Source organism: Pseudomonas triclosanedens (assembly GCF_026686735.1).
Taxonomy (GTDB): Bacteria; Pseudomonadota; Gammaproteobacteria; order Pseudomonadales; family Pseudomonadaceae; genus Pseudomonas; species Pseudomonas triclosanedens.
The window spans coordinates 2560176-2575500 of the sequence record NZ_CP113432.1 but is presented as its reverse complement, the minus strand read 5'-3'; the positions used below and the strand labels follow the sequence as shown (position 1 = coordinate 2575500).

Below are 15325 nucleotides of genomic sequence, written 5' to 3'. Positions count from 1 at the left end.
GGCCTATCGGCCCGGAAGTATCGTTCCGATCTGCCCTACAGGGTAGTCAGCGCACGGCAAAGGAGGAAACAGTTTCCGCAGCGTTCGTATCGGCTTCGAACGAATTCATCGCGCAGATCAATCGGCGCGGCGAAATTTCACCGCTGGTGCTCTCAGGCTGAGCCGAACTGGCGGCCTCCGATAGCGAATGCCTGCTCGAACTGACTGGCCGGCATCGGCTTGGCGAACAGGTAGCCCTGCCCCTCCGTGCAGCGTTCTTTGCGCAGCCGGTCTCGCTGTGCGGTGGTCTCGATTCCTTCGGCGATGGTTTCCAGGTCGAAGCTGCGAGCCATGTCGAGAATGGCGCGGATCACCGACAGATCCTGCTGGGACTCCAGCATGCCCAGCACGAAGCTGCGATCGATCTTGATACGGCTCAGCGGATAGGTCTTGAGCAGACTGAGCGAGGCGTAGCCCGTGCCGAAATCGTCAAAGGCGATGCCCACACCGTGGCTGCGCAGGGTTCGCAGGGTATTGAGAACCGCGTCGTCGTGGTTGAGCACAATGTTCTCGGTGATTTCCAGCTCCAGCGCCTCGGCCGGGAGTCCGTGGCGGTCGAGCGCTTCGAGCACCTGGGAGACCAGGTTGCCCATGCGGAACTGCGCGCCGAACAGGTTCACTCCGACACGCAAATACGGCGCACCGTTGCGTCGCCAGTACGCAGCCTGGGCGCAGGCTTCGTCGAGAATCCAGGTGCCGACGATCGCCGCCAGCGGCCCGCCTTCCAGGGACGGCAGGAATGCCGCTGGCGACAGCAGGCCACGTTGCGGGTGCTGCCAGCGCAGCAGCGCTTCGGCGCCTCGCAGGGCACCGTCCTTGAGGCTGACCTGCGACTGGTAGAACAGCAGGAACTCGCCATTGGCCACTGCCCTGTGCAGCTCCATGCCGTACAGATGCCGTGCCGCCGCCTCCATTTTCAGCGCCGGCACGAAGACGAAGGCGTGGCTGCGCCCGCTGCTCTTGGCCTTGAATAGAGCCAGATCGGCATCGCCAACCAGCTCCAGGGCCTCCTGGGCGTGCAGTGGCGCCAGCGCAACCCCGCAACTGGCCGCGACCCGCACCTCGTGGGAATCGATCACGATCGGCTCGGCAATACGGCTGATAGCCGTCTGCGCCAGGCGCATCGCCTGCTCCGGAGAAATCAGGTTGGATTCGAGGATAGCGAACTCGTCGCCGCCGATCCGCGCCACCGTGGCGCCGGTACTGGCCAGCCGCTCCAGCCGGGCGGCGACTTCGCGCAGGATGCCGTCCCCCACGGCATGGCCGAGCGAATCGTTGACATCCTTGAAGCCGTCCAGGTCGATCACCAGCACCGCCGCGGGCCTCGACTGCACCAGGATATCCTCGGTAATCCGATAGAAACGCCCACGGTTCACCAGGCCGGTGAGCATGTCGACATTGACCAACTGGCGCAGCGCATGCTCCTCCTGGTGCAGCACGGTCAGGTCCTTCAGTACGGCCTCGAACTTGAGCTTGCCCTTCTCCGTCCAGCAGAACAGCGTGAGCCCCAGCGCCAGCTCGGAACCATCGCTGCGTACGCCAGTGATCTCCGCCGGGACGTCCATGCCGTCCAGCGAGGTGGCGTCGATTGCGCGGTTGATCAGGCTGCGAAACGCGGCCCGGTTGCGCTCAGGCAGCAGCGCCTCGAACGACTGCCCCGCGCCCTCTTCCAGCGAGTAGCCGTAGAGGCCGGCAGCCGCTTCATTCCAGGCAGCGATCTCCCCCCAGCAGTCGAACCACACCACAGGCGTCGGAGAGCTGCCGGCGTATTCGTCGAACAACGGCCGGGTGCGCGCCGAGGCCACCTCGATGCGGCGCAGTTCCAGGCGGTCGGCGGCCATGCGCGCCAGTTCGCGCAGACGCTCGCGGTCGTCGCCCGAGAAATCCTCATGGGGCTGCCTGTCGATGATGCACAACGCCCCCAGCGGGAGGCCGTCCACCGAGAGCAGCGGAACACCAGCATAGAAGCGCACGCCGGCCGAGCCGGTGACCAACGGGTTGTCATGGAAGCGCCCGTCACGACGGGCATCGGGCACCACCATCACCTCTGCCTGGCTGATGGCGTGGGCACAGAAGGAAACGTCGCGCCCCATGTCCACTTCTCCCACACCGGTGGCAGCGGCGAAGAACACGTGGTCGCTGCCGATCATGTTCACCGCCGCGGCCGGCATGCCGAACATGCGGACAGCGATCTGCACCACCGGGTCCAGGCTGGGCAGCAGCGCTTCGTCATCGAATCCATAGTCGGAAAGCGCTCTCAGGCGCTCGTTTTCGTTCGGCAACGTCGAGGGGCAGCGCATGGGAAACCTCCCTTTTTCCTCGTTTCTCCCTGTACCGATTCCGACAAGAATAGTTGGACTTTGCAAAACCGCCGGCAGGCCCGCCCTGCCCGGGCTACCTGCAGCACTCCACGGTGTAACGCCGCTCGCCGTCCACCTCGCGCACTTGCAGGCCGTGGACATCGGAGTCGAAGCCTGGGAAGTTGCGCTCGAAGCTCTGCGCAAAGGCCAGGTAGTCGAGGATCGAGCGGGTGGACTCGGTGAAACGTTCGCCCGGCATGATCAGCGGGATGCCCGGCGGATATGGCACCAGCATCACCGCTGCGATACGACCTTCCAACTGGTCGATCGGCACCGCTTCGACTTCGCCACGCACCAACTGTGCGTAGGCGTCCGCCGGACGCATGGCGATCTCCGGCAGCACGGTGTACATGCGCTTCATCGCCTTGGCCGTGGCGTGGTCGCGGTAGCAGCGGTGCAGTTCGTCGCACAGGTCGCGCAGCCCCATGCCGGCGTAGCGGCCGCCACCGGCCAGGGCGACGCTGGGCAGCACCTCGGCCAGCGGCTGGTTGGCGTCGTAGCTGCGCTTGAACTCCAGCAGCTCGGTGACCAGGGTGCTCCACTTGCCCTTGGTCACGCCCATCGAGAACAGCACCAGGAAGGAGTAGAGGCCGGTCTTTTCCACCACCAGTCCACGCTCCCAGAGGAAGCGGCTGACCACCGCGGCTGGAATACCGCGAGCATCCAGTCGCCCGCCAGCGGTCAGGCCCGGGGTTGCCAGGGTGACCTTGATCGGATCGAGCAGGACGTAGTCCTCGACCGCATCGCCAAAACCATGCCAGTCGGCGTTGGGCTCCAGCACCCAGTCCTGCGTGCGCACCTCGTCGGTACCTTCCACTCCCGGCGGCTGCCAGACGCAGAACCACCAGTCATCCTCGGCCAGGTTCTGCTGCACGTTGGCCAGGGCGCGGCGGAAGCTCAGTGCCTCGTCGAAGGTTTCCTGGATCAGCGAGCGCCCGGCCGGCCCTTCCATCATCGCCGAAGCCACGTCCAGGGAGGCGATGATGCCGTACTGCGGCGAGGTGGAGATGTGCATCATGAAGGCTTCGTTGAAGCGTGCCCGGTCGAAGCGCCGCGCGCCGCCATCCTGGACATGGATCATCGACGCCTGACTGAACGCGGCCAGCATCTTGTGGGTAGAGTGCGTGGTGAACACCAGCGGGCCATTGTCCTGCCGGCTGGTCGCCATGCCGTAGCGGCCGGCGTAGAAATCGTGGAAGGCCGCATAGGCGTACCACGCCTCGTCGAAGTGCAGCACCTCGACGCTCTCGCCTAGCGCCTGCTTGATCATCTCGGCGTTGTAGCAAAGGCCGTCGTAGGTGGAGTTGGTCACCACCGCCAGCCTGACCTTCGGCTCGCGGCCGTGAGCCAACGGGCTGGCGGCAATCTTCGCGGCGATCGACTCGCGGCTGAATTCGGAGAGCGGGATAGGTCCGATGATGCCCAGCTCGTTGCGCTCCGGTGTGAGGTAGAGCGGAATCGCGCCGGTCATGATGATCGAGTGCAGCACGGACTTGTGGCAGTTGCGGTCCACCAGCACCAGGTCGTCGCGGCAGACCATCGAATGCCAGACGATCTTGTTCGCGGTAGAGGTGCCGTTGATGACGAAGTAGGTATGGTCCGCACCGAAATTGCGCGCGGCGCGTGCTTCCGCCTCGGCCAGCGGGCCGGTGTGGTCCAGCAGCGAACCGAGCTCAGGCACCGACACCGAGAGATCCGAACGCAGGGTGTTCTCGCCGAAGAACTGGTGGAACGCCTGCCCCACCGGGCTCTTGCGGTAGGCGACGCCACCACCGTGGCCGGGCGTATGCCAGGAATAGTTGGATTGCGCGGTGTGCTCCACCAGCGCGCGGAAGAATGGTGGCAGCAAGCCTTCCAGGTATCGTCGCGCTGCGCGGCTTACCTGGCGGGCGAGGAATGGCACGGTATCTTCGAAGAGATAGAGAATGCCGCGCAACTGGTGCAGGTCGGCCATCGATTCAGCCGGCGCGTTCTCGATAGTCATCTGCTCGCCAAGGGCGAAGATAGGCAACTGCGGGGCGCGAACCCGCGCCATCCGGATCAGTTCCACCACGTCCTGCAACAGGCGCTGGTTCTCCCCCGCCCCTTCGGCGGCCACCAGAATGCACGCCAGCCCGTGGTGGGTGGAGGCGACGATTCGTCCTTCGGCGGAACTTGCAGTGGAAAGGATGCTGAAACCGTCCTGCTCCAGCTCCCGGGCGATGTCGCGGACTCGGTCGCCGGCCACGGTATCGGCCTTGATGTCGCGGTGAACGATGAGGATGGGGAACTTGAGGTCTTTATACATTGTGAGCCCCTGAACGGACGAACTGCTGACGTCGATCCTTACCAGAGTATGGACTCACAGAATGTAGGGGAATGCTCTTGACTGACGCCTGTAAGAAAACGTCGCACCGCCGACAGGTCCGGCGCTGCCGCAGAAACGAAGAAGGCCCTTCGCAGGGCCTTCTTCGTCGAGCGGAGCCGATCACTCCTTGGGGGCGTCCATCTGTACCCAAAGCGACGGGCCGCCAGCGGACTTCTCGATCACTGCCAGGCGCGCCATATGGGCCGCCAGTTCTTCCTCGCTGGCACGGATCACCCGGGTCGCCGCGCGACCGGCGGCAAGGCGCCGGATCGCACTGGCCTGCGCGCGACCGCTGCCGTCGACATCCGCACCATTGCCAGCCAGCGACAGGCTGGTCTGGCCACCAGTCATCGCCAGATAGACGTCGGCGAGAATCTCGGCATCGAGCAGTGCGCCGTGCAGGTCGCGGCCGGAGTTATCGACGCCATAGCGCTTGCACAGGGCATCGAGATTGTTGCGCTGGCCCGGATGGCGCTCACGGGCCATCAGCAGGGTATCGAGGATCGAACAGTAGTCGCTGACCTCGGCGCGCTCCGACTGCCCCAGCAGGGCGAATTCGTTGTTGATGAAGCCGACGTCGAACGCCGCGTTGTGGATGATCAACTGGGCGCCGTTGATGAACTCGAAGAAGTCGTCGGCAACCTCGCGGAAACGCGGCTTGTCCTTCAGGAAGTCATTGGTGATGCCGTGGACAGCAATGGCGCCCTCGTCCACTTCGCGGTCCGGCTGCAGGTAAACGTGGAAGTGCCGACCGGTCAGGCGGCGGCCTTCCAGCTCGACGCAGCCGATCTCGATGATCCGGTGGCCATCGGTGACCGGCATGCCGGTCGTTTCGGTATCCAGTACGACGCTGCGCATTGTGTTTGAAACCTTCTTGCGGAAAGTTCGCCCGGCTCAGCCGGACGACTCTGATATCTGGATGGTCAGCGCGGCAGTTCGCTCACGCCACGGTTGGCGAGCATGTCCGCCCGCTCGTTGCCGGGATGGCCGGTATGCCCGCGCACCCAGCTCCACTCGACATTATGCCGGTTCACCTGCTCGTCCAGTGCCTGCCACAGGTCGGCATTCTTCACCGGCTGCTTGGCGGCGGTCTTCCAGCCACGCTTCTTCCAGTTGACCATCCACTCGGTGATACCCTGCATGACGTACTGCGAGTCGGTAACTATGCGCACATCACAACGCCGCTTGAGCGCGGCAAGGGCCATGATGGCTGCCATCAGTTCCATGCGATTGTTGGTGGTTTCCGGCTCGCCGCCCCACAGTTCGCGCTCGGCGCCCTTGTAGAACAGCACGGCTCCCCAGCCTCCGGGGCCAGGATTGCCCTTGCAGGCGCCGTCGGTGTAGATCTCGACTTTCTCTTCGCTCATATCGCTCGTGTTCAGGACTCGGAATCGCGGCGGCTGACCTTGGCCACCGGCAGCGGCACCAGTTGGCCGCGCGGCTCCCGACGGAGCTGGCGCAGCGGCCGCAGGCCTACCACCAGCTTGCGCGCCACAAGAAGATAGAAGCCCGCTCCCGAACCCTGCAGGACCGGCCCCCAGGACTCCATGCGGGCCAGGCGAGCCTGCCAGGCCGCCGACGCAAGCGGCGGACGATAGCACCCGTAGCGGCGTTTCTCCAGCGCGAATCCCAGCAGATTGAGCCAGTCGCAGACCCGCGCCGGCGAGATGCAGCGCGCGCGGCGCAGGGCATCACGGGCGAAGTAATGACGGATGCCCCAGGCGCTCCAGGGATTGACCCCGACCACCAGCAGATGCCCTCCCGGGCGCACGCTGCGCGCCGCTTCGCGCAACAGGCGGTGCGGCGAAAGGCAGAAGTCGAGGCCATGCTGCAGGAGCACGACATCGGCTGCGTGCTCGCCCAGCGGCCAGGCCGCTTCGTCGCAGGCTATCTCGACACCCGGCAATGGTGGTCCGAGGCGCACGCCGCGCTGGATGTTGCCGGTACTGGCCGGCAGTTCGGCGTGGGGGCCGTAGTGCACCAGATAACCACCGAAATAGCGTTCCAGTTCGTCGATCAGCAACTGCTGCTCTTCGGCGAGCATCATTCCGCCGATCGGCCCGGCGAGCCAGTCACGTGCCTGGGCGATCAGCTCAAGCCAATCCGCGTCGGCCTGGGCGAAAGGTTCCTGTTCGATCATCACTACCCCCTGCGGGAGCGCGCGACACAAAAGTACGTAATCGCACTACTATGCGCCAACGCCCACTACTTAGCGACTTTCCGGCCATGATACAGATAGACGCGCTACCCGCCTTTTCCGACAACTACCTCTGGCTGTTGCAGGATGTGACCCGTCTCCAGTGCGCGGTGGTCGACCCGGGCGATGCCGGCCCGGTACTGGCCTGGCTCGAGGCCCATCCTGGCTGGACGCTGACCGATATCCTGGTCACCCATCACCATGCCGATCACGTTGGCGGCGTCGCCCGGCTGAAGGCCGATACCGGCGCGCGGGTGCTCGGCCCGGCTGGCGAGAATATCCCCGCGCGCGATCTCGCCCTGGAAGACGGTGACCGCGTCGAAGTGCTCGGGCTGGGCTTCGAGATTCTCCACGTTCCAGGACATACCCTCGGCCACATTGCCTATTTCCATGACGCCGACCAGCCGCTGCTGTTCTGCGGCGATACCCTGTTCGCCGGAGGCTGCGGCCGCCTGTTCGAAGGAACGCCAGCGCAGATGTACGCGTCACTGAGCCGCCTGGCCGCGCTGCCCGGTCAGACCGGCGTTTACTGCACGCACGAGTACACCCTGAGCAACCTGCGCTTCGCCTGCGCGGTGGAGCCGAACAACCCGGAAGTACAGGCGCGCTTCGAGCAGGTCAGGCAATGGCGCGAACAAGGACGGATCAGCCTGCCCTCTTCCATCGCCCTGGAACGCGCGACAAACCCCTTCCTGCGGGTACAGGAAACATCCGTTAAGAAAATAGCCGACGAGCGGGATGGCCAGGAAATCCGCACTCCCGAAGAGGTTTTTGCGACTATTCGTCGCTGGAAGGATCAGTTCTGACGGTTGGCGAAATCTTGACCAGGGCTGGCGCGATTCCTAGAATCCCCGAAATTTTTGCCCCGGACACAGTCATCAGCCAATGCCGCCAAAGACCAGAAAGACCTCCGATCTAGACGCATTGGCTCGTGCCATCCGAGTCTCCGTGCTGCTGCTGGCAGCCGGTCTCGCCGGCTGCCAGTCGACCAAGCAGGTCGACAATGACGGCCCGGCCCGCAACGCCTCTCGCGCAGTCGATGTGCAGTTCAATCCGGCCTGGTCGGAGTCCCAGAACGACATCTGGGAACGCATGCGCTCCGGTTTCCAGTTGCAGGACCAGATCGACACCAATCCGCGCATCGAGCGCCAGCGCCTCTGGTTCATGAGCAACCAGTCGTTCCTGGAAAACGCCAGCGAGCGCGGCAGCCCTTACATGCACTACATCGTCGAGCGTCTGGAAGAGCGCGACATGCCGCTGGAGCTGGCCCTGCTTCCGGTGATCGAGAGCTCCTACAACCCGATGGCGGTATCCCGCGCCCAGGCTGTCGGCCTCTGGCAGTTCATCCCGAGCACCGGCACGCATTTCAATCTGCGCCAGACCAACCTGTACGATGGTCGTCGCGATATCACCGCATCGACCAACGCCGCCCTGACCTACCTGACCCGCCTGCATGACATGTTCAACGGCGACTGGCTGCTGGCCCTGGCCGCCTACAACGCCGGCGAAGGTACCGTCAGCCGCGCCATCGAGCGCAACCAGAAGCTCGGCCTGCCAACCGACTACTGGAACCTGCCGCTGCCGCAGGAAACCCAGGACTACGTGCCCAAACTGCTGGCTCTGTCGCAACTGGTGATGGCGCCCAATATCTACGGCATCAGCCTCAACCCGATCGCCAACGAGCCGTACTTCACCTCCATTCGAGTGAAACCGGGCCTTGACCTGTCGCGCGTCGCTGCCCTCGCCGACCTGGATGAAGACGAGCTCTACCAGCTCAACCCGGCATTCAAACGCCGTATCACCGTCGATGCCGCGAACCACCTACTCGTGCCGATGGACAAGGCCGACACCCTGCGCGCGAGCATCGCCACGCTCAAGCCCCAGGAAATCGTCGCCTCCCAGCAGTACCGCGTTCGCAAGGGCGACAGCCTGCACAGCATCGCCCAGCGCTACCGCCTGACCGTCGCCGAGCTGAAATCCGCCAACCGCCTGAGTGCAAACCGCCTGCGCAATGGCCAGGTACTGGTCATCCCCGGCCAGCCGGGTCGCCCGGTCATCGAGCCGGAGAGCCCGCGCCAACTGGCGCAGGTCGAGCGCTCTCCCGCACGCACCGCCAGCCGCACCTACACCGTGAAGAGCGGTGATAACCTCTGGCAGATCGCCAAGAAGAACAACGTCGATGTTGCCGATATCAAGCGCTGGAACGACCTGGGCAGCCACGGCGTCAAGCCGGGCCAGGTGCTCAAGCTGCAGGGCGGCACCACCGCGGCGACCCAGGTGGCATCGCGCAGCAAGAGCAAGCAGGACAATGTGACCTACTACAAGGTCAAGCAAGGCGACTCGATGTACCTGATCGCCAAGCGCTTCAACGTCGAAATGCAGCACATCAAGCGCTGGAACCCGCGCAGCGGCAAGGCCCTGAAGCCTGGCCAGACCCTGACGCTCTATCTCGACACCGCCAGCCGCTGATCCTCGCGTGGCGCCGGATGCAAATGATCCGGCGCCATGACTTCTTGCAGCACGGACAAGCTGCTACTGTACGGGACCACTCGCCCCGCCAGCCCAGGATCGGATCCTACGCCTGATGCGTCGCCTGCCCCTCCTGCTCCTCGGCCTCATCTTCGGCCTGCCCGCCTTCGCACAAATCACCGAAAGCCACGGCTATGCGCAATTCGGCGACCTGAAGTATCCCGCCAATTTCGATCACTTCGACTGGGTGGATCCCAGGGCGCCCAAGGGCGGCACGCTGCGGCTGATGGGAATGGGCAGCTTCGATACGCTCAACGCCTACACCTTCAAGGGCAGCCCGCCGATCAGTACCGCGGACTTCCTGCAGTACGGCGTCAACGAGCTGAACGAGCCGTTGATGGTCGGCACCGGCCTGTATGACCCGTCCGGTGACGAGCCGGCCTCCAGCTACGGCCTGATCGCCCGCAGCGTGGAGTACGCCGAGGATCGTAGCTGGGTGGTGTTCAACCTGCGCTCCGAGGCGCGCTTCCACGATGGCAAGCCGATCACCGCCTACGACGTGGCATTCTCCTACCGCACGCTGCTCAAGCGGGGGCACCCGATGTACCGCACGGCGCTGCAGGAAGTGCAGCGGGTCGACATCCTCTCATCCCAGCGCATCCGCTTCGTCTTCAAGCGCCGCAACAATCCGCTGCTGATCCTGCGCCTGGGTGAAATGCCGGTGCTGCCACAGCACTACTGGAAGGATCGAGACTTCCAGGCCACCACCTTCGAGCCGCCCCTGGGCAGCGGACCTTATCGGATCACAGCCGTAACGCCCGGCCGCAGCCTGGTATTCGAGCGGGTCAAGGATTGGTGGGGAGCGGACCTGCCGGTGAACCGTGGCAAGTACAATTTCGATCGCGTCGAAGTGGAGTTCTATCGGGACTCTGGCATTGCCTTCGAAGCCTTCAAGGCCGGCGAGTTCGATTTCTACATCGAGCACCAGGCGAAGAACTGGCGTAACGGCTATAGCTTCCCTGCGGTACGCCGCGGCGCGGTGATCCGCGCGGAAATTCCGCACCGGATTCCAACCCAGACCCAGGCGCTATTCATGAACACCCGTCGCGCCACGTTCGCCGATCGACGGTTGCGCGAGGCGCTGGGCATGATGTTCGATTTCCAGTGGACCAACCGTGCGCTGTTCAACGACGCCTATGTGCGTGCTGCCAGCTATTACCCCAACAGCAGTTTCTCCGCCAACGGCCTGCCGCAGGGCCAGGAGTGGCTGCTGCTCTCGCCCTACCGCAAACAGTTGCCGGAGGCATTGTTCAGCAAGCCCTTCGCGCTGCCGGTTACCGATGGTCGCGGCATTCCCCGTGAAACCCTGCGGCGCGCCCTGGGTCTATTGGCCGATGCCGGCTGGAAGCTCTCCGGCGACCGACTGCTGGACGCTTCGGGCAAGCCGCTACGCTTCGAAATTCTGCTGGTCAACCCCAGCCTGGAACGGATACTTCAGCCGTATCGGGAAAATCTTGCCAGCATTGGCATCGATGCACGCTTGCGCACCGTGGACCGCGCCCAGTACAAACAGCGTCTGGACCAGTTCGACTACGACATGATTCTGATGACCCTGCCCCAGACCCTGAGCCCCGGCCTCGAACAGTGGCAATACTTCCATTCCAGCCAGGTGGCGGTGAAGGGCAGCAAGAACTATGCGGGTATCGCCAATCCCGTGGTGGACGCGATGCTGGAAAAACTTCTCGGCGCTACCGACCGCGACCAGCAGGAAGCCGCCGCCCGCGCCCTCGACCGGGTGCTGCTGTGGCAGCACTACAGCATTCCCAACTGGTACCTGAACCGACATCGACTGGCGTACCGCAACCGCTTCGCCTTCGTCACCACGCCGCCCTACACGCTGGGCCTGCGTGCCTGGTGGCAGAAAAATCAGGAGAACTCCCTATGAAAAGCCCCCGACGCGCCGCGCTGCTCGCCGGCCTGTTGCTGGGACTGCTGGGCAGTGCACAGGCCGCGCCGCAGCACGCTATCACCCTCTACGACGAAGCACCGAAGTACCCCGCCAACTTCAAGCATTTCGACTTCGTCAACCCGGACGCGCCCAAGGGCGGCACTTTGCGGCTTTCCGATTTCGGCGGCTTCGACAGCCTCAACCCGTTCATTGCCAAGGGCAACTCTGCGCCACAGATCAACCTGATCTACGACACACTCACCTTCCACTCCCTCGACGAACCCTTCACCGAGTACGGCCTGCTCGCCGAGAAGATCGAGAAGGACCCGGAGCACCGTTTCGTTCGCTACTACCTCCGCCCCGAAGCGAAATTCCAGGACGGCACGCCGGTCACTGCCGAAGACGTGGTCTTCACCTTCGAGACCCTGATGAAGGACGGTGACCCGATGTACCGCAACTACTACGCGGACGTCGACAAGGTGGTAGCCGAAGACAAGCTGCGCGTGCGCTTCGACTTCAAGCACGGCAACAACCGCGAACTTCCGCTGATCCTCGGCCAGATCGCCATCCTGCCCATGCACTGGTGGGCAACCCGCGACTTCAACAAGACCAACATGGAGCCGCCGTTGGGCAGCGGCCCTTACCGCATCGCACGGGTGGATGCCGGCCGCTCGATCCGCTACGAGCGGGTCAAGGACTGGTGGGGCGACAAACTGGCGGTAAACCGCGGCTTCAATAATTTCGACGCGGTGGTGGTGGACTCCTACCGGGACCTCACCGTGGCGCTGGAAGCCTTCAAGGCCGGCCAGTTCGACTTCAACGACGAGCGCATCGCCAAGAACTGGGCGACCGCCTACGACTCCCCGGCGGTGCGCGACGGCCGCATCGTTCGCGAAGAGCCGGTGAACGGCAACCCCTGGGGGATGCAGGGCTTCGTCTTCAACATCCGTCGCCCGGTGTTCCAGGACCCGCGTGTGCGCGAAGCCATCACCCAGCTGTTCGACTTCGAGTGGACCAACAAGCAGTTGTTCTTCGGCTCCTACCTGCGCGACGGCAGCTACTTCGAGAACTCCGAGATGGCCGCCCACCAGTTGCCGGATGCGGAGGAGCTGAAAATCCTTGAGCCGCTGCGCGAAAAACTGCCGCCGGAAGTCTTCACCCAGGTCTACGTTCCGCCCACCAGCGATGGCAGCGGCATCATCCGGGAACAGAAGCGCAAGGCGTACCAACTGTTGCTGGATGCCGGCTACAAGATCGAGAACGACAAGATGGTCGACCCGGATGGCAAGCCGCTGAGCTTCGAGTTCATGCTCGCCCAGGCAGATTTCGAGCGTGTGCTGCTGCCGTTCAAGCGCAACCTCGCGGAACTGGGTATCGACATGCAGTTGCGCCGGGTGGACGTATCCCAGTACGTCAACCGCCTGCGCTCGCGGGACTACGACATGATCGTCAGCAGTTGGCCGCAGTCCAATTCGCCGGGCAACGAACAACGCGAATTCTGGCACTCCAGCAGCGCCGACAAGCCCGGCAGCCGCAACTTTATCGGCCTGCGCGATCCCGGCATCGACGCCCTGGTGGACTCGCTGATCAACGCCGACTCCCGCGACAGCCTGGTGCGCCACGCCCGTGCCCTGGACCGCGCACTGCTCTGGGGGCACTACGTCGTGCCCAACTGGTACCTGGGCAACTGGCGCATCGCCTACTGGAACCGCATCGCCCACCCGAAAAATCTGCCGCCCTACAGCTACGCGCTGATGACCTGGTGGCAGGCCCGCGACCAGGCAGTGCCGACCAAGACTGACGCCAAGGCCGCCGACACGGCGCCGGCAGACGAAGCCGTCGTCCAAGGGGCCCAGTGATGCTGGCCTACATCCTGCGGCGACTGCTGCTGATCATCCCCACCCTGTTCGGCATCCTGCTGATCAACTTCATCATCATCCAGGCCGCCCCCGGCGGTCCGGTGGAGCAGATGATCGCCAAGCTGGAAGGCTTCGACGCCGCAAGCGGCGGCGCCACCGGGCGCATCTCCGGCGGCGGCGGCGAAGTCGCCTCGGCCGGCACGCACTACCGCGGCGCGCAAGGTCTGGACCCAGAGCTGGTGAAGGAAATCGAGCGCATGTACGGCTTCGACAAGCCGGCGCCCGAACGCTTCTGGATCATGCTCAAGAACTACGTGCACCTGGACTTTGGCCAGAGCTTCTTCCGCGACGCCAAGGTCACCGATCTGATCGTCGAGAAGCTGCCGGTCTCCATCTCTCTCGGGCTATGGAGCACCCTGATCATGTACCTGGTGTCGATTCCGCTGGGCATCGCCAAGGCAGTGCGCCACGGCAGCCACTTCGATGTATGGACCAGTTCGGCAATCATCGTCGGCTACGCCATTCCCGCCTTCCTCTTCGCCATCCTGCTGGTGGTGCTGTTCGCCGGCGGCAGCTACTGGGACTGGTTCCCTTTGCGCGGACTGACATCCAACAACTTCGATGAGCTGTCCGTCGGCGGCAAGATCCGCGACTACTTCTGGCACCTGGCGTTACCGATCACCGCGCTGGTGATCGGCAACTTCGCCACCATCACCCTGCTGACCAAGAACAGCTTCCTCGACGAGATCGGCAAGCAGTACGTGGTCACCGCCCGCGCCAAAGGCCTGACCGAGCGCCGCGTGCTCTACGGCCACGTGTTCCGCAACGCCATGCTGCTGATCATTGCCGGCCTGCCGTCGGCACTGCTGGGGATTTTCTTCACTGGCTCACTGCTGATAGAAGTGATCTTCTCCCTCGACGGCCTCGGCCTGCTCAGCTTTGAAGCAGCGCTGAACCGCGACTACCCGGTGGTGTTCGGCACGCTGTTCATCTTCACCCTGTTCGGCTTGATCATGAAGCTGGTCAGCGATGTCCTCTATACGCTGGTCGATCCGCGCATCGACTTCGAGAACCGGGAGTAATCCGATGCGCCTGTCTCCCATCAATCAGCGCCGCTGGGCGCGCTTCAAGGCCAACAAGCGCGGCTGGTGGTCGCTCTGGCTGTTCCTCATCCTGTTCGTCGTAAGCCTTGGCGCCGAGCTGATCGCCAACGACAAGCCGCTCGCCATCCACTACGACGGCCAGTGGTACTTTCCAGTCGCCAAACGCTACCCCGAAACCACCTTCGGCGGCGAGTTTCCGATGGAGGCGAACTACAAGAGCCCCTACATGCGCGAACTGATCGCCGCGAAGAACGGCTGGACCTTGTGGCCGCCAATCGCCTACAGCTACGACACCATCAACTACGACCTGCGCGTCCCCGCACCGTCACCGCCCAGCGGCGAGAACTGGCTCGGCACCGATGACCAGGCGCGCGACGTACTCGCGCGAGTCATCTATGGCTTCCGCATATCGGTGCTGTTCGCCCTGATCCTCACAGTGCTCAGTTCGATTATCGGTGTCACCGTCGGCGCCCTGCAGGGCTTCTACGGTGGCTGGGTAGACCTGCTCGGCCAGCGCTTCCTGGAAATCTGGTCGGGCCTGCCGGTGCTCTACCTGCTGATCATCCTCGCCAGCTTCGTCCAACCCGGCTTCTGGTGGCTGCTGGGCATCATGTTGCTGTTCTCCTGGATGAGCCTGGTGGATGTAGTGCGTGCCGAATTCCTGCGCGGCCGCAACCTCGAATACGTCCGTGCCGCGCGCGCGCTGGGGATGCGCAATGGCGCGATCATGTTCCGCCACATCCTGCCCAACGCAATGATTTCCACGCTGACCTTCATGCCCTTCATCCTCACAGGAGCCATCGGCACCCTGACCTCGCTGGACTTCCTCGGCTTCGGCCTGCCCGCCGGTGCGCCGTCGCTGGGCGAGCTGGTCGCCCAGGGCAAGTCCAACCTGCAAGCCCCCTGGCTCGGCATCAGCGCCTTCATGGTGCTGGCAGTAATGCTCAGCCTGCTGGTGTTCATCGGCGAAGCCGCCCGTGATGCCTTCGACCCGAGGAAGTGA

The 15325-nt window shown here is 64.0% G+C and carries 11 protein-coding genes; 6 read left to right on the top strand and 5 right to left on the bottom strand.

The window, feature by feature from the left end:
* Positions 1-152: 152 nt before the first annotated feature.
* The 5 genes from OU419_RS12120 to OU419_RS12100 all read right to left on the bottom strand — a co-directional run bounded on the left by OU419_RS12120 (position 153) and on the right by OU419_RS12100 (position 6886).
* Positions 153-2339 carry a putative bifunctional diguanylate cyclase/phosphodiesterase gene (locus tag OU419_RS12120; RefSeq protein ID WP_254473034.1) on the bottom strand — a complete coding sequence of 729 codons (2187 nt, stop codon included), beginning with the start codon at positions 2337-2339 and terminating at the stop codon, positions 153-155.
* A 94-nt stretch (positions 2340-2433) separates the two neighbouring features.
* Positions 2434-4686, bottom strand: coding sequence for an arginine/lysine/ornithine decarboxylase (locus OU419_RS12115; RefSeq protein WP_254473036.1), 2253 nt, complete (start codon positions 4684-4686; stop codon positions 2434-2436).
* A gap of 180 nt (positions 4687-4866) precedes the next feature.
* Positions 4867-5604 carry a DNA polymerase III subunit epsilon gene (gene dnaQ, locus OU419_RS12110; protein WP_254473038.1) on the bottom strand — a complete coding sequence of 246 codons (738 nt, stop codon included), beginning with the start codon at positions 5602-5604 and terminating at the stop codon, positions 4867-4869.
* A 65-nt stretch (positions 5605-5669) separates the two neighbouring features.
* Positions 5670-6113 (bottom strand): ribonuclease HI, encoded by a 444-nt coding sequence (gene rnhA / locus OU419_RS12105; RefSeq protein ID WP_254473040.1) that lies wholly within the window; start codon positions 6111-6113, stop codon positions 5670-5672.
* Positions 6114-6124: 11 nt separating this feature from the next.
* Positions 6125-6886, bottom strand: a complete 762-nt coding sequence (locus OU419_RS12100; protein WP_254473042.1) for a class I SAM-dependent methyltransferase — start codon at positions 6884-6886, stop codon at positions 6125-6127.
* A gap of 86 nt (positions 6887-6972) precedes the next feature.
* Between OU419_RS12100 and gloB the strand changes: the two genes are divergently transcribed.
* The 6 genes from gloB (at position 6973) to OU419_RS12070 (ending at position 15325) form a co-directional block, all read left to right on the top strand.
* On the top strand, positions 6973-7749 hold the full coding sequence (gloB, locus tag OU419_RS12095) for a hydroxyacylglutathione hydrolase (RefSeq protein ID WP_254473045.1): 777 nt from the start codon (positions 6973-6975) through the stop codon (positions 7747-7749).
* Positions 7750-7828: 79 nt separating this feature from the next.
* A complete protein-coding gene (locus tag OU419_RS12090; protein ID WP_254473047.1) occupies positions 7829-9412 on the top strand; it encodes a LysM peptidoglycan-binding domain-containing protein in 1584 nt (527 codons plus the stop codon).
* A gap of 115 nt (positions 9413-9527) precedes the next feature.
* Positions 9528-11357 (top strand): extracellular solute-binding protein, encoded by a 1830-nt coding sequence (locus OU419_RS12085; RefSeq protein WP_254473049.1) that lies wholly within the window; start codon positions 9528-9530, stop codon positions 11355-11357.
* Positions 11354-13219, top strand: coding sequence for an extracellular solute-binding protein (locus OU419_RS12080; protein WP_254473051.1), 1866 nt, complete (start codon positions 11354-11356; stop codon positions 13217-13219). Before OU419_RS12085 ends, OU419_RS12080 begins: the two co-directional genes overlap by 4 nt.
* Positions 13219-14301 carry a microcin C ABC transporter permease YejB gene (locus OU419_RS12075; protein WP_254473053.1) on the top strand — a complete coding sequence of 361 codons (1083 nt, stop codon included), beginning with the start codon at positions 13219-13221 and terminating at the stop codon, positions 14299-14301. The genes OU419_RS12080 and OU419_RS12075 overlap by 1 nt, the downstream gene beginning before the upstream one ends.
* A 4-nt stretch (positions 14302-14305) precedes the next feature.
* The gene (locus tag OU419_RS12070) at positions 14306-15325 is read left to right on the top strand and encodes an ABC transporter permease (RefSeq protein ID WP_254473055.1); all 1020 of its coding nucleotides are present in this window, start codon (positions 14306-14308) and stop codon (positions 15323-15325) included.